The organism is Streptomyces sp. So13.3 (assembly GCF_005860785.2).
Classification (GTDB): domain Bacteria; phylum Actinomycetota; class Actinomycetes; order Streptomycetales; family Streptomycetaceae; genus Actinacidiphila; species Actinacidiphila fildesensis.
Map to the genome: position 1 here is coordinate 5,979,678 of NZ_CP048835.1, position 23,400 is coordinate 6,003,077.

Annotated in this window: 15 protein-coding genes and 2 pseudogenes; 8 read left to right on the forward strand and 9 right to left on the reverse strand. The window is 71.8% G+C overall.

Annotated features, from left to right (window positions below; genetic code table 11):
• Positions 1 to 135: 135 nt before the first annotated feature.
• On the forward strand, positions 136 to 1,224 hold the full coding sequence (gene ychF / locus C8250_RS27110) for a redox-regulated ATPase YchF (protein WP_138358617.1): 1,089 nt from the start codon (positions 136 to 138) through the stop codon (positions 1,222 to 1,224).
• Positions 1,225 to 1,736: 512 nt separating this feature from the next.
• Here ychF and C8250_RS27115 read toward each other — a convergent pair.
• Both C8250_RS27115 and C8250_RS27120 read right to left on the reverse strand, forming a co-directional pair.
• Entirely contained in the window at positions 1,737 to 2,006 is a 270-nt protein-coding gene (locus C8250_RS27115; RefSeq protein WP_138358619.1) for a Txe/YoeB family addiction module toxin, read from the reverse strand.
• Complete coding sequence (locus tag C8250_RS27120) at positions 2,003 to 2,263, reverse strand: type II toxin-antitoxin system prevent-host-death family antitoxin (protein WP_138358631.1); 261 nt, start codon at positions 2,261 to 2,263, stop codon at positions 2,003 to 2,005. The genes C8250_RS27115 and C8250_RS27120 overlap by 4 nt, the downstream gene beginning before the upstream one ends.
• A gap of 563 nt (positions 2,264 to 2,826) precedes the next feature.
• Between C8250_RS27120 and C8250_RS27125 the strand changes: the two genes are divergently transcribed.
• The 3 genes and pseudogenes from C8250_RS27125 to C8250_RS43715 all read left to right on the forward strand — a co-directional run.
• Positions 2,827 to 5,763 carry a DEAD/DEAH box helicase gene (locus tag C8250_RS27125; RefSeq protein ID WP_244809382.1) on the forward strand — a complete coding sequence of 979 codons (2,937 nt, stop codon included), beginning with the start codon at positions 2,827 to 2,829 and terminating at the stop codon, positions 5,761 to 5,763.
• Positions 5,760 to 7,157 (forward strand): SWIM zinc finger family protein, encoded by a 1,398-nt coding sequence (locus C8250_RS27130; protein ID WP_138358623.1) that lies wholly within the window; start codon positions 5,760 to 5,762, stop codon positions 7,155 to 7,157. Before C8250_RS27125 ends, C8250_RS27130 begins: the two co-directional genes overlap by 4 nt.
• Positions 7,158 to 7,190: 33 nt before the next feature.
• Positions 7,191 to 7,340, forward strand: a pseudogene (locus C8250_RS43715) (ATP-binding protein); the annotation flags it as partial.
• A gap of 580 nt (positions 7,341 to 7,920) precedes the next feature.
• Here the strand turns inward: C8250_RS43715 and C8250_RS27135 are convergent.
• Positions 7,921 to 8,835, reverse strand: a complete 915-nt coding sequence (locus C8250_RS27135) for a DUF6777 domain-containing protein (RefSeq protein WP_187144996.1) — start codon at positions 8,833 to 8,835, stop codon at positions 7,921 to 7,923.
• 493 nt (positions 8,836 to 9,328) lie between these two features.
• Here C8250_RS27135 and C8250_RS27140 point away from each other — a divergent pair, with 493 nt between their 5' ends.
• Positions 9,329 to 10,525 carry a streptophobe family protein gene (locus C8250_RS27140; protein WP_244809852.1) on the forward strand — a complete coding sequence of 399 codons (1,197 nt, stop codon included), beginning with the start codon at positions 9,329 to 9,331 and terminating at the stop codon, positions 10,523 to 10,525.
• Positions 10,526 to 10,571: 46 nt separating this feature from the next.
• Here C8250_RS27140 and C8250_RS27145 read toward each other — a convergent pair whose 3' ends face one another.
• The 3 genes from C8250_RS27145 to C8250_RS27155 form a co-directional block, all read right to left on the reverse strand.
• The gene (locus tag C8250_RS27145; RefSeq protein WP_138351061.1) at positions 10,572 to 11,597 is read right to left on the reverse strand and encodes a serine/threonine-protein kinase; all 1,026 of its coding nucleotides are present in this window, start codon (positions 11,595 to 11,597) and stop codon (positions 10,572 to 10,574) included.
• Positions 11,594 to 12,217, reverse strand: a complete 624-nt coding sequence (locus tag C8250_RS27150) for a hypothetical protein (protein ID WP_244809854.1) — start codon at positions 12,215 to 12,217, stop codon at positions 11,594 to 11,596. The genes C8250_RS27145 and C8250_RS27150 overlap by 4 nt, the downstream gene beginning before the upstream one ends.
• Before the next feature lie 129 nt (positions 12,218 to 12,346).
• Positions 12,347 to 14,698, reverse strand: a complete 2,352-nt coding sequence (locus C8250_RS27155) for an FHA domain-containing protein (RefSeq protein WP_138351059.1) — start codon at positions 14,696 to 14,698, stop codon at positions 12,347 to 12,349.
• 201 nt (positions 14,699 to 14,899) lie between these two features.
• Between C8250_RS27155 and C8250_RS27160 the strand changes: the two are divergent.
• From C8250_RS27160 to C8250_RS27170, 3 genes and pseudogenes are all read left to right on the forward strand, one after another.
• Positions 14,900 to 17,544: pseudogene (locus C8250_RS27160) on the forward strand (BTAD domain-containing putative transcriptional regulator).
• Positions 17,545 to 17,634: 90 nt separating this feature from the next.
• Positions 17,635 to 18,336 (forward strand): DUF4232 domain-containing protein, encoded by a 702-nt coding sequence (locus C8250_RS27165; RefSeq protein ID WP_138351058.1) that lies wholly within the window; start codon positions 17,635 to 17,637, stop codon positions 18,334 to 18,336.
• Positions 18,337 to 18,430: 94 nt separating this feature from the next.
• Positions 18,431 to 19,192: an SDR family oxidoreductase gene (locus tag C8250_RS27170; protein ID WP_138351093.1), complete on the forward strand. Its 762-nt coding sequence runs from the start codon at positions 18,431 to 18,433 to the stop codon at positions 19,190 to 19,192.
• 18 nt (positions 19,193 to 19,210) lie between these two features.
• On the opposite strand, the gene C8250_RS27175 is transcribed toward C8250_RS27170, so the two are convergent.
• The 3 genes from C8250_RS27175 to C8250_RS27185 all read right to left on the reverse strand — a co-directional run bounded on the left by C8250_RS27175 (position 19,211) and on the right by C8250_RS27185 (position 23,365).
• Complete coding sequence (locus tag C8250_RS27175) at positions 19,211 to 19,732, reverse strand: ATP-binding protein (protein ID WP_138351057.1); 522 nt, start codon at positions 19,730 to 19,732, stop codon at positions 19,211 to 19,213.
• Positions 19,729 to 21,741 (reverse strand): SpoIIE family protein phosphatase, encoded by a 2,013-nt coding sequence (locus C8250_RS27180; protein WP_187144997.1) that lies wholly within the window; start codon positions 21,739 to 21,741, stop codon positions 19,729 to 19,731. The genes C8250_RS27175 and C8250_RS27180 overlap by 4 nt, the downstream gene beginning before the upstream one ends.
• 271 nt (positions 21,742 to 22,012) lie before the next feature.
• A complete protein-coding gene (locus C8250_RS27185; RefSeq protein ID WP_138351055.1) occupies positions 22,013 to 23,365 on the reverse strand; it encodes a glycoside hydrolase family 18 protein in 1,353 nt (450 codons plus the stop codon).
• Between the last annotated feature and the right edge of the window lie 35 nt (positions 23,366 to 23,400).

Below are 23,400 nucleotides of genomic sequence, written 5' to 3' on the forward strand. Positions count from 1 at the left end.
AGGACACGCCTTTGCCCGGTCCTTGGCCTTCTGTTCGACGGCGACGGGTCGGGCCCGCGCTCGCCCCGTAGACTGGTGGATCGGTCCCTGGACCACTCCACTCTCCTCGCTCCTCTCGTTACGGGAAGTCGCCACGTGTCGCTCACGATCGGAATCGTCGGTCTGCCGAATGTCGGCAAGTCGACCCTTTTCAACGCCCTGACCAAGAACGACGTGCTGGCGGCCAACTACCCGTTCGCCACCATCGAGCCGAACGTGGGCGTCGTCGGCGTCCCCGACCCGCGCCTCGCCCAGCTCGCCAAGATCTTCGGCTCGCAGAAGCTGCTCCCCGCCACGGTCGACTTCGTCGACATCGCGGGCATCGTGCGCGGTGCGAGCGAGGGTGAGGGCCTGGGCAACAAGTTCCTGGCGAACATCCGCGAGTCGGATGCGATCTGCCAGGTCATCCGGGCCTTCAAGGACGAGAACGTCGTGCACGTCGACGGCAAGGTCTCGCCCAAGGACGACATCGAGACGATCAACACCGAGCTGATCCTCGCGGACATGCAGTCCGTCGAGAAGGCCGTCCCGCGCCTCACCAAGGAGGCCCGCCTCCAGAAGGAGAAGGCCGCCGTCCTGGCCGCGGTCCTGGACGCCCAGAAGATCCTCGAAGAGGGCCGCACTCTCTACGCCGCCGGCATCCACGCCGGCACCGAGCAGGGCCGCCTCCTCCACGAGCTGCACCTGCTCACCGTCAAGCCGTTCCTCTACGTCTTCAACGTGGACGAGGACGAGCTGACCGACGAGGACTTCAAGAACGAGCAGCGCGCGCTCGTCGCCCCCGCCGAGGCGATCTTCCTGAACGCCAAGATCGAGGCCGAGCTGATCGAACTCGACGACGAGGAGGCCCTCGAGCTCCTGCAGTCCATGGGCCAGGAGGAGCCCGGCATGGCCGTCCTCGGCCGCGTCGGCTTCGACACCCTCGGCCTGCAGACGTACCTCACCGCCGGCCCCAAGGAAACCCGCGCCTGGACCATCAAGAAGGGCGCCACGGCCCCCGAGGCGGCCGGTGTGATCCACACCGACTTCCAGCGCGGCTTCATCAAGGCCGAGATCGTCTCCTTCGACGACCTCGTCGCCTGCGGCTCCATCCCCGAGGCCCGCGCCAAGGGCAAGGCCCGCATGGAGGGCAAGGACTACGTGATGCAGGACGGCGACGTGGTCGAGTTCCGCTTCAACGTGTAGCCGGTGACATACCACCACGTCACTGATCTGACAAACATGCAGGTCAGAAGGGGTCCGGCCTTCCGGGGTCGGGCCCTTTGTTTTTTCCCGTGCTGGGATGATGCTGGGATAGCTGACCCCTCGTCACCTGTCATCACCCCTGCTCATCCCTACCGTGCTGGGATCGTGCTGGGATGGCGTGCGGCGCCCGTGCTGGGTTGTGGGCCGGTGCTGGGTGAGTGTGCGGGTGGGGCTCATTGCGGGCGGGGCCCGTACGGACTCCAGCCGCGGAGGAAGGGTTCAAGGTCGGCGGCGCCGGGTTTGGACGGCGTGGGGAGCTTTGGCGCTGAGGCGGTCTCGATGAGGCGTTGGAGGTGCGTGGTTGCGAACGCGAGCCACTCCTCGATGACCGGAACGGGAACCTTCGGTGAAACGGGCCCAGATCCAGTCGCGCAGCGTCTCGGTGTTGAGAAGCCGTATTCCTATCGATCGTGAAGGCGGTACCGCACGGTGCGCGATCCGGGGCTGACCCGCTAGCGGTCGGTGTAGTGGCCGTAGACGCGGGCGATCTCCAGTACGTCACCACTCACCCGGTACACGAGGCGGTGTTCCTCGGTGATACGCCGCGAGCACCAGCCCTTGAGTGCGCCTTTCAGCATCTCGGGCTTTCCGATGCCGTTGCCGTCATCGGGGTTGCGCTGGATGTCCGCGATCAGGACGTTGATGCGCTTGAGGCTGCGCCGGTCGATCATGGCCCACTGCGCGTACTGCTCCCATGCGCGGGTGGAGAACATGACCTTCACTCCGCCGCCTCCGGGTCGATCAGGTCGCGCACAGTGCCGCGTCCGGCGTCCAGCTCAGCAACAGACTCCATCAGCTCAGCGGCGGTGCGCGCGTTGCCGAGCAGGTACATGGTCTCCGTCCACGCTTCGTAGTCGGACTCTGCCATGAGGACGGCGTTTCCCTGTTTGGAGGCGATCCGCACCGGTGCGTGATCGTCGTTGACCTTCTTCAGCAGCGGGAAGAAGTCCCTCCGCGCCTCGGTTCCAGTGATCGTCATTGCTGTTGTCCCTTTCGCTCCGGCCGCCCTCGAATGGTACTGAAAACTGTACATCACCAGTACGGATTTCGGTACCAGAGAGCCTAGCGGCTGCTCATCCCAGCCAAGATCACCCAACCAGGCACCCTGTTCGATCAGATGCCTCGTTGAGGCGCACAGGGAGACGATGCTGGATGTCGAGGTCGACATCGGCGTGTCCCGGGGCCAACTCTGGGCGATTGTCAAGGGGGCGCGACCGGGCCCGGTAGGCTTGCCTGTCCGGGGTGGGCGGGGTGGATCCGGGTGGGCCACCGTCTGCCGGCAGGCGAAGGGATCGGCGCATGGCCACCGTATTTCGGGTGGTGACCGTGGATGACGAGGACGGCCATGAGGTTCGGACGCAGTACTACGACGAGGCGGGGGGCGAGATCCCTGCCCCCCGGCTGTCTGTCGTGCGCGGGTCGGCCCGTGGCGCCGTATCCCGTGTTGCCGTACCCCCTGTTGCCGTAGCTCATGCGGCTGTTGAGCCCGCGGGGGGTCGGGAAAGGGTTTCGTCCCCGGCGTTCGCCGGGGAGCAGTGGGCGGTGTTGTCCGGGTGTGTGGCGGTGTTTCTGCCGGCGGATCCACCGCGCAGTGGGCGCGTCGCGTTTCATGTCGCGGGGAGCGGTCGGCTTCCCGTGGGTTTGCCGGCCGAGGACGTGGAGATCGTTACCGCGCATGGGCGTGGTGCGCGTCGGCGTACGGTGTCGGCGGTGGTGCGGCCGTTGGCCGAGGTGCTGCCCTGGGTCTTGTCCGTGGACGTGGAGGCGGATGCGCCGTGCGGTGAGACGGCGGCAGTCTGGCGGCATGCTGCTCTGTACGCCCTGCACCTGGCGGGGCGCGGGCTGCTGCTGCCGGGGCTCAGCGCCGGTGACCATGATGCCTGGCGGCTTGGCCCTTATGCGGAGGCGGACGCGACCTGGGTGCGAGCGCTGGCCGAGGTCATGCCGCCCGCCGCGTACGCCGTACCGCTGGAGTCCGCGGGGGAGGGGAGTGCGCGTACGCCGCTGCAACTCACCGATCCTTACGCCCGGTTGAGGGAGTTCATGGACGCGGTGGCGGATCTGCTGCCGCGTACCCCTGCCGCATCGGCGGCCGCGGGGATGCGGCCGTTCGCCTCGCGGGATGCGCAGCACCTGCCGGGGCTGCGGGCGTGGGCCGCGCAGGTGGCCGACGGCCGGGATGCCGGTGTACGCGTCTCGCTGCGGCTCGAACTGCCGGGCGGCGCGATGCGTGAATATGCGGACGACGAGGGCGACGCGTACGACGAGGACGCGTACGACGCTGCTCTGGAGGTGGCCGGTGCATCAGTGCGGGCCGTCGTGCAGGTGCACTCGCTCGCCGATCCGCTGCTCCTCGCGGACGCGGCCGGCGTCTTCAGTGGCGAGAGCGGCGGTTTCGGTCCGCGTACCCGCGTCCAGGTGGAGGACGTTCTGCGCCGGGCCGCCGCTGCGTGGCCGCCGCTGCACCGGATCCTCTCGCTGCCGGTTCCAGATGAACTCGCCCTGGACGACCAGGAGTTCATTGGACTCCTGGCAGGCGGGGCGGCCTCGCTGTCGGCCGCCGGGGTGGCCGTCCACCTCCCCAAGGAGCTGGCGCGGGAGATGACGGCCCGCGCGGTGATCGAGCCCGACAAGGAGGCCGAGCGCGAGAAGGATGCCGAGACCCCCGCGTTCTTCTCGCCCGAGCAACTCCTCTCCTTCCGCTGGGAGTTCGCGGTCGGCGACCGTACGCTGACGCAAGGCGAGCTGGACCGGCTCGCGCAGGCCCGCCGCCCCCTGGTGCGGCTGCGTGACCAGTGGGTCGTGGTGGACGCGGAGCTGCTGCGCAAGGCGCGCAGGGCCCGCAAGGAACTGGGCGCCCTCGATGCGCTGGCCGCCGCGCTCACCGGCAGCGTGGAGGACCCCGACGGTGTTCTCGTTCCCGTACGGGCAGGAGGGTGGCTGGCCGCGCTGCGCGACAGGCTCGCCGCTCCCGAGCGGGCCAGTGCGGCCGAGTTGGCCGCGCCAGCCGCCCTGGACGCCACCCTGCGCGGCTATCAGCTGCGCGGACTTGCCTGGCTGGACCGGATGACCAGGCTGGGGCTCGGCGCCTGCCTCGCCGACGACATGGGCCTGGGCAAGACGATCACCACGATCGCCCTGCATCTGCGCCGCCAGGAGGATCCGGCGACCGCGGGCAGGCCGGCTCTGGTGGTCTGTCCGGCATCCCTGCTCGGCAACTGGGGCCGGGAGATCGACAGGTTCGCGCCCGGCACCCCCTGGCGCCGCCACCATGGACCGGGGCGCGATCTGGGCGGCCTCAAGCCGGGCGAGATCGTCCTCACCACATACGGAACCATGCGCCGCGACGCCCAGGCGCTCGCCGAAGCCGGGCCGTGGGGGCTCCTCGTCGCGGACGAGGCGCAGCACGTGAAGAACCCGGCAGGGGCCACCGCGAAAGCGCTGCGCACCCTGCCGAGTTCGGCGCGCGTAGCCCTGTCGGGCACGCCGGTGGAGAACAACCTCAGTGAACTGTGGGCGCTCCTGGACTGGGGCACCCCCGGGCTGCTCGGCTCCCTGAAGACCTTCAGGCAGCGGTACGGGCGGGCCGCCGAGCGTGCCGCGCGCGGCGGTGCGGCCGGCGAGGAGGACAGTGCGGCGGCCGAGCGCCTCGGCCGGCTCATCCGCCCCTTCGTGCTGCGCCGCCGCAAGGCCGACCCGGGCATCGCGCCCGAGCTGCCACCGAAGACAGAGACCGATGAGCGGGTGCTGCTGAGTAGGGAGCAGACCGTGCTCTACGAGGCGCAGGTACGCGAGTCGCTCGCCGCGATCCGGGAGGCGAAGGGCATCGCCCGGCACGGCCTCGTACTCAAACTCCTCACCGCGCTCAAGCAGATCTGCAACCACCCCGCCCAATATCTGAAGGAGCCCGACGCGACCCGGCTGACCGGCCGCAGTGGCAAACTGGAACTCCTCGACGAACTCCTCGATGTGATCGTCGCCGAGGACGCGTCCGTGCTGCTGTTCACCCAGTACACGCAGATGGCCCGCCTCCTCGAACACCATCTGACCGCGCGCGGCATCAACTCCCTTTATCTGCACGGCGGTACGCCGGTGAAGCGGCGCGAGGAGATGGTCGACGCCTTCCAGCACGGCGAGGCCCCGGTCTTCCTGCTCTCCCTGAAGGCCGCGGGCACCGGCCTCAATCTCACCCGCGCCGGGCACGTCATCCACTACGACCGGTGGTGGAACCCGGCCGTGGAAGATCAGGCCACCGACCGCGCGTACCGCATCGGCCAGACCCAGCCCGTCCAGGTCCACCGCCTGATCTCCGAGGGTACGGTGGAGGACCGGATCGCCCAACTCCTCAGCAGTAAGCGTGACTTGGCGGACTCCGTGCTCGGGGGGCAGGGCGAGGCCGCCCTCACCGACCTGAGCGACGATGAACTCGCCGATCTGGTCTCCCTGCACTCCGCCCACGGCGACAGGAGCCGCCGATGAGACGCCGCACCGGTACCCTCGCCCTCCCGGCGCCGCAACTGGCGCGCGGGCAGCGGGAGATGGCGAGCAGCTGGTGGGGCGAGGAGTGGATCGACTCCCTTCAGACGCCTTCCTCGTCGTTCGGGTACGGATTCTCCGCGGGCCACGACAGCCGCCTGGCCCGCGCCCGCACCTACGCACGCAAGGGGGCGGTCGGCGAGATCACGGTGCGGCCGGGGTCGGTGGCCGCCCGCGTCAAGGGCAGCCGCCGTACCCCCTACCGCTGCGAGATCCACGTACCCGAACTGTCCGAGGCGCAGTGGGACAAGCTCTTCGAGGAGTGGACCGCCGCCGGGCGGGAGCTGCTGCTCGAACTCGCCCAGGGTCGGCTCGGCGTACACGCGGTCGATGCCGCGGTGCGGGCGGAGACGGATCTGGTCCCACCGCCGGACGCGTTCGTCTACCACTGCTCCTGTCCCGACTGGGGCGACCCGTGCAAGCACGCCGCCGCGCTGTCGTACGCGTTCGCGCGGGCCCTGGACACCCGCGCCGAGGCGCTGCTCGTACTGCGCGGACGCGACCTTGTCGAGGCAGCCACCGAGATCTCGGTACGCCACAGAGCGCGGGAGCAGTCCGCGGCGCACGAGGAGGCCGTACGGGCGGCGCGGCCCAGTGGGGTCCCGGCGGGTGAGGCGTTCGCGCGGGCCCGGGCCCGCGCGGCGGACGGTCCTGCCGTACTGCCGGTGCTGCCCGCGCCCCTCCTTGTTCCCGTCCCGGCTCCTGTCGTGGGCCAGGAGAGGGCCGCGGCGATGACGCCGGTGCTGCTCGTGGGCGAGTCCGTCGCCCCGGAAGCGCTGCACCTGCTGGCTGTCGATGCCGCCCGGCGTGCTTCGGCGGTCTATGTGTGGGCGGTTGACCAGCGGGATGTCACCGATACAACGGCGGCTGCCGGGGCCGCGCAGACGCAGGCGGCCGATCTTCTGATGCTGGACGGCGACCCCTGGCACGACACCGTGCGCCGGGCTGCTGCCGCCGACGGCGACCTGCCGGTGGTCTCCCGCCTCCTGAACAGCTCGGGCCGGGCCCGCACCCAGCTCGCCCGGGCGAGCGTCGCCTGGCGCTACGGCGGCCCGGCGGCGCTGAGCGCCCTGGACGGCACACTCGTACCGCCGCCCGAGACTGAGGCCGCGGCACGCGAGCGGCTGCTGCAGGTACGGATTCCAGGCCGGTCAGGACCGCCCAGGCCGCGCCGGACCCGTGGCCGCCTGCAGCTGGTCGGCGAGGAAGTCGAGCTGCGCTGGGGCTCGGACGGGTGCTGGTACCCGTACCAGAAGGAGCGCGGCCAGTGGTGGGCGGCGGGCCCGCCCGCCACCGACGCCGACGAGGCGCTGTACGGAGCCCTCGGCGCACAGTGACCTTGGGGCGAATGGACGGGTGCGGCGAATGGACGGCACGACCTGGCAGCTCTCCATCGACAAAGGGGCGCCCTCACCGACGAACCCGTCCCAGTCGTGGCGGTCTCCCGCCGCAGAGTCGACGGCCCGAGGCCCGATGCCGCCTACGGCCCCGGCGGCTTGCTGAACGCTTGGCCGCTGTGAGGGGCGGATCGCAGGCGAGACACGGGAGTTGGCGAGCGCGATCAGGTCGAAGACGATGCGGAAACGCCCCGCAGACCTCAGCCCCTTGCCGACGCTGTTGTGTACCGTTGGCGACCCCGGGTCTTGTATTTTGTCGCGCATCCTGTGCTGGGATGGTGCTGGAATGCTCCCACATACCCGCAGGTCAGAGCGTTGTGGGGTAGTTCCGCTTCAACGTCTGATCGGTTCGTTACCGCAAGCTGGGTTGTTCGTCAGGTTCGCAGATGGCAAGGGGTCGACTCTTTCGGGAGTCGACCCCTTGCCGGTTCCCGTGCTGGCATCGCCCTCTTCTCCACAAGGCCCTCGGGGCCCAGCGGTCGGATGGCGGCGCGCGAGCGTGGCCAGCGTTGCCAGGTCGCCAGCGGTGGTGGGGGCGAAGCCGTGCACGACGACCGGTGGTCCGCCGTGATCGGACAGACTCCGTGCCCAGCTCGCCCAACTCGACCGGCGTGCGGACGAGTTGGGCCACGCCCGGCAGACCCTGCGGCGGGCGATCGCGACCACCGAACAGGCCGGATGACCACACGCCGTCCGGACGACGTCAGGACGTGAGGGGCTCGGGTGCCGGGGCTGAGGTGGTGGGTGCGGTGGTGGTCGGGGTGGGTGTGGGGGTGGGCGTCGTCGACGGCGAGTGGGTCGGGGTCGGCGAGGGGGAGTGGGTCGTTGTCGAGGAGTGCGGCGACGGGGTGGCCGAATGCGTGGTCGTCGGCGGGGTGGAGGTGACGCTGCCCGGACGGTTCGTCAGGGTGTCCGTGGCGCCCGTGTCGCCCCTCGGGCGCTTGAACCACTGGTCCGTCTGCGCGTCGTAGAGGACGAACGCGTCCACGTCCTTCTTCGCGTCCGCCACGGTCACCACCTTGGCCGGGTCGTAGGACGGCCATGCCTGCCCGGTCGTCTTCGCGTTCTGCGCGGGTGCCGGCGACTGGAGCGGGTTGCCGCAGGCGCAGCGCACGCGCGGCTCCCCGCGGTCACCGACCAGGACGGCGGTGCCGGTCTGCAGCACGGACTGGAAGGCGGTGGCCTTGCCGTCCTTGAAGCCGTGATTGGTGACGCTGGTGTCCATGCGCAGCTGTACGGGCGTCAGGGAGCGCAGATAGGCGGGGATTTCGGACGGCTCGATGCCTTCGACGCCGGCGAAGGCCTTGGCTTTCGCCGCGTCGCCCGTCAGGAAGTCGATCTGCCGTTCGACGTCACAGCTCGACACCTTGAGCGTGCCGCCGTACAGGCCGGGCGCCGAGCCGTCCGCGGTGCTGGTGCCGTCCGTCCCGCTGGACAGCAGGCTGGGCATCGGGCTGGCGGAGGCGGGCTCCGAGGAGTCCTTCGCCGTTGACTGGGTGAAGGGGGCGGTGCCCGCGGCGGCTGCCGGCTGGAGCAACAGCTCGGGGCCCGTGCTGTCGGAACCGCTCGTGTCGGCGGACTTCTTGTCCGGACGGGTGAGGAAGACGACCAGAGCCACGGCCGCGACCAGGACGACCGCGATCAGGGCGACCCGGGGCGCGGACCGCCACCAGGGCCGGTGGTCTCCCGGGCCCCCGCTCCCCGTCCCCGCCGCCTCCGCCGCCCCGGCCGCCGCTCCCGTCCTCGGGGCCGCCCGGCGAGCCGCCCCTGCCCCGACGGGGCGGGCTGCTGCCGGGGCATGGCCTGCGTCGGGTCCGACGGGCGCGGCGCGGCGAGCGGGCCCGACGGTGGGCCGGTCGGGTGGCTTTCGGGGGGCGGTGCAGATGTCACGAGTCCCTCTTCCGGCGCGCGGATCGTCCGGCGCAGTGAGAAATTTGCCCAGTAATCATCAGTTTTGGTCCATTGTGTGATCCGGTGCACTGTCGCCCGCAAGTTCTGCATCGCCTCCGTTCCCGGCAGGAGACAGCGTGAGTCAGCCGCGAAGCCCCGTTCCCAGCGCCCTCCGGGCCTGGGGAGAGGCCCTCGCCACAGCCGTGGCGGGGACCGCCGTCATGCTCGTCGTGGCCGCCCTCGGCCTGTGGGCGGCGGGCGCGGGCGACCTTCCCGGCGGCGCGTTCCCCCCGGTGGTCGCGGCCGTGGTCGTCATGGCGGTCGGCGGCTCGGTCGAACTGTCAGGTGACGCCGGGTTCCTCGCCCGGACGGACGCCGCCATCGACGTCATTCCGCTGTCGGTGACGCTGGCCGGCTCCCTCGTGACCGCCGTCGTCTTCCTGCTGCCGCTGCGCGCGAGGGCGGTGACCGACGTCGGAGAGCTGCTCGGCCGGGTCGCCCGAACGGCCGTGCTCTGGCTGCTGCTGCTCCTGCTGCTCGCCCTCGCGGCCCGCCACACCTTCAGCATCCCGGTGGGCAACGGCATCGAGCAGGACCTCGGCGAGGCGCTCGGCGCGACGCCACAGGTCGGATTCCGCGCGGACGTCCCCCCGACCCTCGGATTCGGCCTCCTCTGGGTGCTGGCCGTGCTCGCGCTCGCCTTCCTCGTCTCCCGGAAGGCACCGCTGCCCTCCCGGCTGCTGCACTTCCAGAACTCCGTCCGGCCGCCGGCCTTCGCGATGCTGCTGGTGCTGCTCGGCTATGTGGTGATCGGCCTGATCGCCGGGCTGGTCACCCTGATCACGCGGGGCCATCCGGCTGAGACCGTCGCCGTCCTGCTCCTCGGCCTGCCGAACCTGGTCTGGATCGCACTCGGCCTCGGCATGGGCGGAACGTGGGAGGGGCACGTGGACCAGGCCATCGGGCTGCCCATGCCGCACATGCTCGACCAGGTGCTCCGCAGCAAGGGCGTGGACCGGACGCTCGACATGAGCTCGCTCGCCCAGTACGACGGCCGGGCCTGGCTTCTGGTGGCCGTGGCCGCCGTGGCGCTGCTCGGCGCCGGGTTCGTCGCGGCGGTACGTTCCCCGGTCCGGACGCCGGCGTGGCGGCACGCCGTCGACATGGCCGTGGCCTCGGCCGTCGCCCTGCTCCTCGTCGGACTGACCACCCGGATCTCCGCGCGCTACGGGCTGTCCCTGATCGGCATCGGAGACCTCGGCGGCGGTCTGGGCGGAGAGGTCTCCCTGGAACCGCACCTCTTCCTGCTGGTCGTCCTGGCGGCGCTCTGGGGGCTGGTCACCGGGTTCCTCGGCAGCCTGCTGGCCCGGCACGTAGGCCATCGTCCGGGCGACGTGAAGGACGCGACGGCGGACTGAGACGGGCAGGGGGCGGTCGTGGCCGCGAGGTGACGGGCGGTGAACGTCAGCCGGGGCGGGCCGGGAACACCGGCGCGGCCCAGCCCGGTGGTGGCGGCGGAGCCGCGGTCCGCTGCCGCCGGCCGTCCGCCTCCGCGCCGCCACCCGAGTTCACCCGGGTGGCGGCATGCTCGGCCGGCGGACTCCCCGCCGTCCCCGGCCGGCCGCTCCGGCCGGCGGTCCGCAGCGCCGTGACGAACCCCCGGCAGGTCTCGTAACGGTTCTCGGGGGCCTTGGCCAGGGCCTTGCCCAGCACCGCGTCGACGGCCTGCGGCAGGCCCGGCCGCAGCTCGGACAGGCCCGGCGGCGAGTCGTACTGGTGCGCCCAGAGCAGGGCCATGTCGTCGTCGCGGCGGAACGGCGGCGCCCCGGTCAGCATCTCGAAGACCACACAGCCCAGGCTGTAGACGTCGCACCGGCCGTCCACCGGCCGGCCCGAGATCTGCTCGGGCGCCACGTAGTCCAGCGTGCCCACGAACTGCCCGACGCTGGTGAAGCCGGTCAGTGACAGCGACTTCTTCGTCAGGCCGAAGTCCGTCAGATAGGCGTGCTCGGGACGGTCGCTGTCGGTGCCTTCGGCCAACAGGATGTTGCCGGGCTTGACGTCCCGGTGCACGAGGTCGTGCGCGTGCGCGGCGTCCAGCGCCGAGGCCACTTGCAGGGCCACCCGGCAGGTGGCCTCGAGGGACAGCGTCCCTTCGCGGTCGAGCAGCGCCCGCAGGTCCCTGCCCTCGACGTACCGCATGGCGATGTAGAGCACGCCGTCCGTCTCACCGGCCTCGAAGATCGGCACGATGTGCGGATGGTCGATGGCCGCCGCCACCCGTGACTCATGGGCGAAGCGCTTGCGGAAGTTGTCGTTGCGGGCGAGTTCCGGCGCCAGCACCTTCACGGCCACGGTCCGGCCGAGCCGCAGGTCCCGCGCCCGGTAGACGACCGCCATACCGCCCCGGCCGATCTCGTCCTCCAGCTGGTACTCCGCGATCCGGTGCCCGCGCAGTCCGGAGTCGGGTGAGGGGTCCCGGCTGGTCACCGGGGCTCACCGAACCGCGTCGGCGGATGGTCGGCCGACGGGACGACACGGGTCTTCCCGGCGGCCGGGGGCCCATCGGCGAACCTCGTCTTCTCGGCGACCCGGGTCTCGTCGGCGCCGGCGGCCGCCTCTTCAGGAGGTACGGCCCCGCCGCCTCTGTCCGCGTTCCCGTCGCCACCCCCGGCCGACGGCCGTTGCGAGGCGGCGAACGTCCGCAGCGACACCCCGTCGCAGTAGCACCACCGCTCGTGGCGCTGGTCGTAGAGCCAGACCGCTTCGCCGTCCACGACCACACCGACCCGCATGCCGCGCGTGCGCTCCCGGAACTCCTCGCCGTCCAGCTGCCCGGTCCCCAGTTCCTCGACCAGCCGCCGGTAGCGGCCCACCTCGGCCTCGACGGTGGCCAGCAGCGGCCGGGGGTCGGCGGTCCGGGCGGACGGCTGCCCGGCGGCGGGCGGTCCGTGCGGGACCGACAGCAGCAGCCGGCCGTCCACCCACGCCGACCACCCGTTGGAGCACAGCGCCAGCGCCCAGTCCCCCCGGCGGTCGACGACCTGGACGGGCAGCAGCGGGTCCAGCGGGCCGCTCGGCTGCGTCGCGTCCGGTGCCGACCAGGTCATCAGGCCTTCCGGCGGGACGACATGGGTGGGAAGGAAGTCGGGAGCGACAGTCACGGGCAGCTCCTCGGGGCACGGGTACGGGTACGGGTACGGGTGGGGATGGCAGACGAAAGCGCGGGGCGTTCGGCGCTACTTCCGCATGATCGCGGGTTCGTGCCGCCGCAGCAGCCTGGCGACCAGGAACCCCAGCACCGCCGAGAGGACGACCAGCATGCCCATGTTCAGCAGCCAGACCCCGGGCGAGTGCCGGAACAGCGGGTCCGAGGTGAGTTCCTGCGGCACGATCCGGTGCAGGCCCACCGTGCCCGCCATGGCGCCCAGCGCCCAGCGGGACGGCACCAGCCAGGACAGCTGCTCCAGCCCCGGCACGCCGTTCAGCTTCAGCAGCGCACCGCAGAACACGACCTGCACGATCGCGAGGAGGACCAGCAGCGGCATGGTGACCTCCTCCTTCCGCACGAGCGCGGACACGAACAGGCCCAGCATCATCGCGGTGAAGGCCAGCAACGCCACGGCGAGGGTGATTTCGAGGAGTGGTGGCAGGAACACCCCTTTCCCTCCAGGGGCGTTCAGATCCACGCCGAACAGCCCCACCATGGTGAGCACCACGGCCTGCACCACCGTGATCGTCCCGAGCACCACCACCTTCGACATCAGATACGCGGACCGGGACAGCCCGACGGCCCGTTCCCGCTGGTAGATCACCCGCTCCTTGACGAGCTCGCGTACGGCGTTCGCGGCGCCGGTCAGCACGGCTCCGACGCACAGGATCAGCAGCCCGTTCAACGCCGTCTCCTGGGTGAGCTTGCTGCCGGCCAGGGCGTGCGCCATCGCGCCCATCACGAACGGCAGGGCCACCATGATGATCAGGAACGTCCGGTCGGCCGTCAGCGCGGCCGCGTACCGCCGGACCAGCGTGCGCAGTTGCGCGCCCCAGCTCTGCGGCTTCGGCGGGGCGACCGGGACCCGCGCGGGCCCGGGGACGTGCTGCGGCTGCCGGGACTCCGTCGAGATGTACTGCCGGTGCAGCGGCGAGGCGCGGTACAGGCCCGACCAGTCGCGCTCCCCGTCGTTCTCGAACGCCTCGAAGGCCTCCGGCCACTGTTCGAACCCGAAGTACGCCAACGCGTCCTCCGGCGGCCCGTAGTACGCGATCTTCCCGCCCGGCGCGAGCACCAGCAGCCGGTCGCAGACGTCCAGGCTCAGCACGCTGTGCGTGACGACGATGACCGTGCGGCCGTCGTCCGCCAGGCCGCGCAGCATGTGCATCACCGAGCGGTCCATGCCCGGGTCGAGACCGGACGTCGGCTCGTCGAGGAAGAGCAGGGACGGCTTCGTCAGCAGCTCCAGCGCCACGCTCACCCGCTTGCGCTGGCCGCCGGAGAGGCTGTGGATGGGCTGGCCGACCCGCTGGCCGAGTCCCAGCTCCTGGATCACCTCGTCGACCCGCGCCTGCCGCTCCGCCTTGACGGTGTCCTCGGGGAAGCGCAGTTCCGCCGCGTAGCCGAGGGCCCGCCGCACGGTCAGCTGCGAGTGCAGGATGTCGTCCTGCGGTACGAGGCCGATGCGCTGGCGCAGCTCGGCGTAGTCCCGGTACAGGTCCCGGCCGTCGTAGAGGACGGTGCCCTCGTCCGCGGGGCGCTGCCCGGTCAGCGCGTTGAGCAGCGTCGACTTGCCCGCGCCGCTCGGGCCGACCACCGCCAGCAGGCACTTCTCGCCGACCGGGAAGGAGATCCCGTCCAGCAGCGTCCGGTGGCCCTTGTCGATCCGTACCGCCAGGTCCTGCACGTCGAGCGACACCTCGCCGGTGTCGACGAACTCCTGGAGTTCGTCGCCGACGAGGCAGAAGGCGGAGTGACCGATGCCGACGATGTCGCCGGGGATCACCGGGGCGCGGGCCACCGGCTGGCCGTTGAGGTAGGTGCCGTTGTGGCTGCCCAGGTCGACGATCTCGTAGCCGTCAGGACCCGCCCGCAGCTCGGCGTGCCGGCGCGAGACCACCAGCTCGTCGATCACCAGGTCGCTGTCGGGAGCGCGGCCGATCCGCACCGTGCGGGCCGTCGAGGGCAGCGGCCGCACGGAACTCGGCCGGCGGAACGTACGGGTGGCGGCGGGATGCGAGACGGACGACGGCCGCCGGACCTCCGCCGGGTGCACCACCGCCGGTCTGCTGAGGACCGCCAGCGGTCCGTCGTCCGCGTCACCGAACCGGATCACGCTGCCGGGGCCGACCGAGGACAGCCGCACCCGCTGTCCGTCGGCGTACGTGCCGTTGGTGCTGTGGTCGTCCTCCAGCATCCAGTGGCCGACGGCGGGCCGGAGGACCGCGTGGTGCCAGGAGACCCGGTCGTCGCTCAGCACGACGTCGCTCTGCGGATCGCGCCCGATACGGTAGGACCTGCTCGGTTCCATCACCTGAGAGTCGCCGTCAGCTTCGACGACGAGCTCGGGTGCGATGGGAGTGACCGGTCGGTCTTCCATGGTCAAATTTTACGGCGGGGAGCCGGGCCCCGCCCGTCGGCAGGTGCCCGTCGGCAGACGGCCGTCACCGGGCCGCGCCGGTGATCACCGAGGGATCACCAGCCGATCACCTTCGGATCACCGGCCATGGGGTGGCATCGGAGGCCGGCTACCGCTGCGTATCCTCGGTTGCCGGGGCGAAGCGGATCGTGGAGGTATGAGGTGGAATTCCGGCTGCTCGGATCCGTCGCCGTGGTCACGGAGAACGGGGACGTGGCGCTGGGGCCCGCCAAACGCTCCAGCCTGCTGGCCATGATGCTGTTGCGGCCCAATACCCCGGTGAACGTCAGCCAGCTGATCGGCGCCCTCTGGGAGGACGAGCCGCCCGCCCACGCCAAGACCGTCCTGCAGGGCCATGTCTCACGGCTGCGGGCGGTGCTCGCCGAGCACGGAGCGTCGGCGTACGGGGTCGAGCTCGCCACGCAGGGGACGGCGTACACCCTGCACCTGCCGGAATCCCTGGTGGACGCCCATCGCTTCGAAGAGCTCGTCGCGCTTGCCGGGGTGCAGCGGCGGCCCGCCGACGCCGTGCGGATGCTGCGGGAGGCGCTCTCCTTCTGGCAGGGACCCGCGCTCACCGGGACCGTGCAGAGCCGGCCGCTGGAGGCGGCGGCCGGCGGGCTGGAGGAGCGGCGGCTGGCCTCGGTGGAGGCGCTCGCCGACGCGTACGGGCAGCTCGGCGAGCACGGCCGGGCCGCCGCCGTGCTCCGCACCGAAGCCGTCGCGCACCCGCTGCGGGAGACCCTGGCGGCCGCGCTGATGCTGGCGCTGGGCCGCTCGGGGCGCCAGTCGGACCGATCGGCTGGTACCACCGCACCCGGCGGCTGCTCGCCGAGGAGCTCGGCGTTGACCCCGGCGAGGCGCTCGGCGAGGCGTACGCGACGCTCCTGCGTTCCGCGGAACCCATGCCGGCCCAGCGCCCCGCCCTCCACACCGCGGTCGCGGTCCCCGAGCAGCTGCCACGGCCGCCGCGCGGATTCACCGGACGGGGCGCCGAACTGGCGTCGCTCGCCCGGGCCGTCGATGCCGGGGACGCGCCCGTCTGCCTGGTCACCGGGCCCGCCGGCGTCGGCAAGACCGCCTTCGCCGTGCACTGGGCGTACGACCGGCGCGCCGACTTCCCGGACGGACGGCTCTTCGCCGACCTGCGCGGCTTCAGCGACACCCCGGCGCCCGAAGCCGGCGCCGTACTGCGGGAGTTCCTCCTGGCACTCGGTACCCCGGCGCAGCGGATACCGGAGACCGCCGACGCGATGGGCGCAATGTTCCGCTCCCTCACCGCGGACAGCCGGCTCCTCGTCGTCCTCGACAACGCGCGCTCCTCCGAGCAGGTCCGGCCGCTGCTCCCCGGCGGTGACCGCTGCACGACGCTGGTCACCAGCCGAGACCGGCTCGGCGGCCTCATCGCCTCCGACGCGGCCCGGCCGGTACCTCTCGGACACCTTCCGCCGGCCGACTCGGTGGCGCTGCTCCGCAGCGTGCTGGGCGCGGATCGGGTCGCCGCCGAGCCCGGCGCCGCCGCGCGGCTGGCCGGACTCTGCGACGGGCTGCCGCTCGCCCTGCGGGTGACGGCGGCACGGCTGGCCGAGCGGCCGCAGTGGACGCTCGACGCGATGGTCGGCGAACTGGCCGACGAACAGGGCTGTCTGGCCCTGCTGAACATCGAGGACACCGGGGTCTCGGCCGCACTGCGGCTGACGCTGCAGCAACTGCCCGAGCCGGCCGCCCGGATGTTCCGCGCGCTCGGCCTGCACACCGGGTCCGACCTGGACCGTTTCGCGGCGGGCGCGCTCGCCGGGATGTCCCCCGCACAGGCCTCCGCCGACCTGGACCGGCTCGCCGCGGCCCATCTGCTCACCGAGACCGTCCCCGGCCGCTGGACGCCGCACGACCTGGTCCGCCTCTACGCCCGCCATCTCGCCCCGCAGGCGGACCCTCAGGGCCTGCACCGCCTCATCGACCACTACCTCTACACAGGGCTCGCGGCGGACGCCGCCGCCGAACCCGGTTCCCAGCCCTGCTACTCGCTGCCCCCGGACTTCCGACGGCCCCCGGCGACCAGGGAGTTCGAGGACCGTGCGGCGGCGCTGGCCTGGTACGAGGCGGAGCGTCCGGCATTGGAGGGCGCGGTCGCCGCGGCCGTCGCGATGGGCCTGCACGACCGGGCCTGGCGGCTCGCCGTCGTGCAGTGGCCGCTGATGCTGTGGCGGATCAGGGACGGCTGGGTGCCGCTCCTCCGGACCGGGCTCGACTCGGCGGAGCACGTGGGCGACCTGGACGCGCAGTCGCGGGTGCGGGCACTGCTCGGCTGGGTGCTGCACGAGGAGGGCCGGGACGCCGAGGCGCTCGTCCAGCTGGAGCAGGCGCCCGAACTGGCCGCACGGGCGGGCGACGCGATCAGCGAGGCGGTGGCCTACGTCAACCTCGGGGCCGTCCTGGACTCCACCGGTGACCACGTCCGGGCGGGGCAGCTGATGACCCACGCGGTCACGCTCGCCGCACGGACCGGCCATCCCCCCACCCAGGTGCTGACTCTCCAGCATCTGGCGAGGCACTGCCTCACCACGGAGGCGTACGAGGAGGCGCTCGCGCACACGCTGTCCGCGGCGGAACTGGTCTCCCCCGACGCGGTGGTCGGCCGGGCGATGCTGCAGATCGTCCGGGGCGAGGCGCTGGCCGCCCTCGGCCGTCCCGACGAGGCCGCTGACCAGCTGAAAGGGGCTGCGGCAGCAGCCGAAGCGGCCGGGTTCACGGAGGGCTCGGCACGGGCCGCGGAACTGCTCTCACGGCTGTCAGCCGATCGTTAGCGGTACGTAAGCGGGACGGCAGCGCACCACCGGAAGGTTGTATTCAGCACCGAATGCGTGCGCCGACCATCCATTACGGGGAGATCCACCGTGCGTATCCACCGCAAGAACACCATCGCCGCCGCCGTTGTCGTCGCCGCACTCTCGCTGGGCCTGACCGCCTGCGGCGGCAACGACACCGACGCGAAGGCCGCGGGGACCCCGAACGCTTCGCAGACCCCCTCGGACACCGCGTCGAAGCCGGCGGCCGGCACGGCGGGCACCGGGGCGACGGCGGACCCCGCCGCGTCCAAGAGCAAGACGGGCTCCACTTCCGGCACCGGCGGTAAGAACTCGACCGGCTCGACGGACACGTCCAAGGTCCCCGCCTGCGGCTACAAGGACGTGAAGATCACGATGGCGAAGGCGGACGAGACGCCCACCGAGCACATCGTCCTGACCGCCCTCAACACCTCCGGCCGCTCCTGCCGCCTCCTCCAGTACCCGCTGATCGCCTTCGGCGACATCCAGACCGCCAAGGACATCCCGGCCGTCGCGAAGAGCAAGCCCGCGACCCCGATCGTCCTGAAGTCCGGCGAGCCGGCCTACGCGAACGTCCGCGTCGGCCTGGGCGGCGTGCACGAGAACAACAAGGTCGTCACCACCTTCAACGTCAACCTCTTCGCCGCCAACGGCCCCGCCGAAGGCAGCCGCGTCGTCACCGCCCCCTCGGGCGGCCTCTCCGTCGACGAGTCCGCCGCGAAGACCGGCTACTGGACGTACGAGCTCCGCAACGGCGCCGACGAGTTCTGAGCGCCGCGTGCGAGCGCTACGGACCATCAGGTCGACCGGATTCGACGTCTGATTCCCGCCGGACCCCGCGGCGGCAATGGCGCAAGCTCAAGGCATGTCATCTCGCTTTGATTCCAAGGTAATTGTCGTCACCGGGGGAAACTCCGGAATGGGAAGGGCCGTCGCGGAACGCGTCGCGTCCGAAGGGGCCGCTGTGGTGATTGCCGCGCGGCGGAAGGATGTCGGGGAGGAAGTCGCCGCGGGGATTCGCGCCGCCGGTGGGCGGGCGGTGTTCGTGGGGGCCGATGTCACCGTTGAGGAGGAGGCCGCCCGCGTGGTGGAGGTCGCGGTGGCGGAATTCGGGCGGCTGGACGGGGCTTTCAACAATGTCGGCGGGGTGAATGCGTTCGGGCCGGTGCAGTCGATCGACGCCGACGGCTGGCAGGCGGATATCGCGCACAATCTGTCGACCGTGTTCTACGGCCTCAAGTACCAGATTCCGGCGATTGTCGCGGCCGGTGGTGGCGCGATCGTCAACAACGCGTCCAATCTCGGCGTCGTGGGAATGGCCGGGGTCTCGCCGTACGTGGCGGCGAAGCACGGGGTCGTCGGGCTGACGCGGGCGGCGGCGCTGGAGACCGCCGAGCAGGGGGTGCGGGTCAACGCGCTGGTGACCGGGGGAGTGGACACTCCGCTGTTCCGGGCCACGATGGGCGCGACACCGGAGGCGGTGGCGGCGATCGCCGCGATGCACCCGATGGGGCGGATCGCGCTCCCTGAGGAGATCGCCGCGTTCACCGCGTTCCTGCTGAGCGACGAGGCGGCGTTCATCACCGGCGCCGCACTGGCGGTCGACGGCGGCTTCACGGCCCGCTGAGGGCCGCCCCCGGGGGCATCACGGCCGCAGGGTCAGTTCGAACCAGACGGTGCGACCGGCCGGACCGCCCGTGATGCCCCAGTCGGCGGCGAGGACCTCGACGAGGCCGAGGCCGCGGCCGCCCTCCCCGTTGCCGTGCAGCACCCGCGGGACCTCGCGGCTGCCCTGGTCGTGGACGGCGATGCGCACGGTGCCCGCGGGGAAGCCCAGTTCGACGGTGAAGCCGCCGAGCGGATCCCCCGACCTGGTGTGCAGGATCGCGTTGCTCGCCAGTTCGCTCACCAGGAGCACGGCGTCGTCGATGACGTGGCGGTAGCCCGGGTCCGCGAGGAACTGGGTGACGTAGCGGCGGGCGGTGGAGACATGGGCCGGGGTTCCGGGGAAGGTCCGGAAGGCCGTCCCCGGCGGGCTCGGAGCCGGGGCAGGGACCTGCGCGGGGATCGCGGCCGGGACCGGGCCGGAAGGGGCCGTAGGGGCCGCTAAGACGGGGACGGCGGCAGGGAGCGCGTTCCGCCCGAATGCGCCTGGCTGCTGCTTCATGAGCGGTCCTCTTCCTGTGGGACCACCCGCAGCGCGAGCAGCGTCAGATCGTCCTGCGGGGAGCCGCCGGCGAATTCCATGACCTGTTGCTCCACCGCGCTCACCACCGCCTCCGCGGACAGGCCGCGGGTCCCGGCCAGGGCCGTGAGCAGCCGGTCGTCGTCGAAGAACGACCGGTTACGGTCGCGGGCCTCGGTGACGCCGTCCGAATACATCAGCAGGACGTCCCCGCCCCTCAGGACGAGTTCCTCGACCTCGGCCTCCGGGGATGGGCACAGCCCGAGCGGCCGGCCGCCGCCCCGGGCGAACCCGACCGTGCCGTCGGCCCGCAGTACCGCGGCGGGCAGATGCCCGGCGCTGGCCAGCCGCACCCGGGCCAGACCCCGCTCCACCCGGACCTGGGCGACGACGGCGGTCACGAACCGGTCGGTCGGATGCTGCACGGCCATCGCGTGGTTGACCTTCTCCAGCACCACGTCCGGGCGCTCCTCCCAGACGCTCAGGGTGCGGATGCCGTGCCGCACCGCGGCCGTGACGGACGCGGCCTCGACGCCCTTGCCGCAGACATCGCCGACGACCAGGCCCCAGCCGCCGAGGGTGGCGAACGCGTCGTAGAAATCGCCGCCCACCTGCGGGCCGTCGCCCGGCGGCCGGTACAGGCCGGCCACCTCGGTGAACGGGATCTCCGGCAGCTCGGACGGGAGCAGGCTGAACTGGAGCACCTGCGCGGCGTTCTCCTGGCGGCGGTGGTCCCGTTCGGCGAGCAGCGCCATCGCGAGGTGCTGGCCCAGCTCCTCCAGCAGACCGAGATCGGGGAGGGTGAAGCCGTGGGACCCGCCGCGGCGCAGCAGGACCAGCGCGCCCAGCGTCTCGGGACCGCTGCCCAGCGGTACGCCCAGGACCGGGCCCAGGGGGCGCGGAGTGACGCTGTCGACGGGGGGCGCCGGTTCGAGCAGGGCGGCGCCGGAGGCGATGACGGCACGGGCCACGCGCTGCGCCGTGGCCGTCGACGCCTCGCGGCCGGCCCGGGTCCCGGGCCGCGGACCGGGTGCCGGGCGGGCGTAGGGCGGCGCGTCCGCGGGCATCGCGGCGACCTGGTGCGGGGTCCCGGCCCGTACGAGGAAGAAGATGACCCGGGCGGAGAACTCGTTCGCCAGCAGGGTCGCGGCCCGTTCGAGCAGACCGGGCCCCGGCCGCAGCGGTTCGCCGACCAGCAGCCGCGTCATCCTGCAGACGACGTCCAGCCGCCGTACGCCCATGGCGACTTCGTCCCGCTGGGTCGCCGTGTCCGGGCTCCGGTCGCGGATGCTCGTGCGGTTCGAGGTGGCGATCGCACGATGGACGGTGCCGGCGGCGACGTGGTCCGTGCGCGCGGCATCGTCGCGGGGAAGGCGGGGGTCGTGGGCGTCCGGGGATTCGGCGGAGTCCGGGGACAGGACGACGGCGGAGATCAGCTGCCGGGCGCCCGGCGGGGTCCGCAACTGGGCCAGTTGGATCCGCACCGCGCTCGTTCCGTCGGTGCTGGTGAGCAGCAGGGGCAGCGGTCCGGGCCGGGCGCCGCGCTGCGCGGCACCGAGCGCCGACCGGAAGACCCGGCGGTACCCCGCCTGGACCCGCGCCGCCAGCGGCTGCCCGGTCAGCTGCTCGCCGGTGCTGCCGAGCAGCCGGGCCGCCTCGTCGTTGGCGCGGTGGATGGCGCCTTCGGGGCTGAGCAGGAACACCGGGACGGGGAGTTCGCGGAAGGTGGTGTTGAGCATCTGCCACTCGCGGTCGGCGCCCTCGACGCGCTGGGCGATCCGTTCGCCGTGCGCGTGCAGCTCCTCCATGCAGGTCCGCAACTCGTCCTCGGCGACTTCCAGTTCGACGAGTGCCAGGTCGAGTGCGCCGAGGATGTCCGCGGGGCGGCCGTCGCGGCGCCCGCGCAGATCGGAGATCCGCTCGCTGAGCGCGCTCAGTTCCTGATGGAACTCGGCCAGGTCCCAGGATCCTGGACCGTGGGCAGCCGGCATCACTCCGCTGTTCCGGGGCTGGACAGAAGCGCCCCCGGGCCCGGTGCGCGCTGGGTGAGCTGTCATTAACTCAACGTAACGCAACCCGTATCGGACTCGGGCAGAATCGCTGAGCGGCTTGACGTGTTGAGGTGGAACCGGTATTGCGGAAGCCGCCCGGTCCGCCGCCGGTGAGGGCGGTGGACCGGGCGGCGCTACCGGTCGGATCAGCGGTTCAGTTGCTCAGTTGCTCAGCGGTTCAGCGGTTCAGCGGTTCAGCAGTCCCCGCGGTTCAGCGGTGGCCGAGGCCGCGGTCGATGGCGGCTATCAGTTCACCGTCGGCGGTGTCGCCGTCCAGGGACCAGACCATGGCGCCGCCCAGTCCGTGGTCGCGGATCCAGGACGTCTTCGCCTTGAGGACCTGGGGGTCGTCGTAGGTCCAGAAGTTGGTGCCGTCGTAGAGCCACGCGAAGCCGTTACGGGTATCGCGGTACACGTGGTAAGTGCCCGAGGCCGCAAGGGCCTTGAGGGCGTGGTAGTCCTCGTTGCCGGGCTGCCAGGTGGCGGGGGCCGGGCCGGTGGACGGTTGGTAGAGGCCGTGCGTGCCGCCGTCGGGGACGCCGGTCCAGCCCTGGCCGTAGAAGGGCACGCCGAGGACGAGCTGCCGGGCGGGCGCGCCGCGCTTCAGCCAGTCGCCGACGGCCTGCGCGTCACTGAACTCGTTCGGAACAGGGGAGTTCCGGGGAGTGGTGAGCGCCGACTGCTGGTTGGTGGTGGCCTCGTAGGGCCCGTGGAAGTCGTAGCCCTGGACGGTGCCGAAGTCCAGGTAGTTGAAGATCTTGCGGGCCTCGAAGCCGGCGTCGATCTTGGCCGGGGCGGCCGGGAGGAACGCCGACAGGTCGTAGTGCCGGTGCGTCCGGCGGCCGTACGCGTCGAGCTGGCGGCGGAACTCGGCGGTGAGCGCCGTGAAGTTCTTCTTGTCCTCGGGGCGGTAGACGGTGCCGGTGTTGCCGGCCGAACCCGGCCACTCCCAGTCGATGTCGATGCCGTCGAACAGGCCCGCGGCGGACCCGGGGCCGCCCTTGCCGTCGAGCAGTGGCAGGTTGCCCTTGATGAAGACGTCGATGCAGGACGCGACGAAGGCGCTCCGCGAGGCGGGCGTGAGCGCCGCGTCGGAGAAGTTCGTGGACCAGCCCCAGCCGCCGATCGAGATCATCGTCCTGAGGCGCGGGTTGGCCTTCTTGAGCTCGCGCAGTTGGTTGAAGTTGCCCGCCAGCGGCTGCTCCGCGGTGTCGGCGGTGCCGTCCACGGAACTCGCGGCGTCGAGCGGGCGCTGGTAGTCGGCCCAGGCGTCGCCCTGGCCGGGCACGTTCGCCTCGAAGCACTTGCCGTCGGTGCCGATGTTGGCGAAGGCGTAGTTGAGGTGGGTCAGCTTGGCGGCGGTACCGCTGGTCTGCAGATTCTTGACCTGGTAGTTGCGGCCGTAGATGCCCCACTGGGTGAAGTAGCCGACCCGCTTGTACTCCGGGCCTTGGTGATGCCCGGGCTGGTGCGCGCTGGCGGCGGTGGTGAGCGCGGGCAGCCCCACCACCAGGGACAAGGAGCAGGCGGCGACGGCCAGCCTGCCGAGAAATCTTCGACGCATGGGGCTCTTTCCTGTGCGTGAGCCGGGAATGTAGC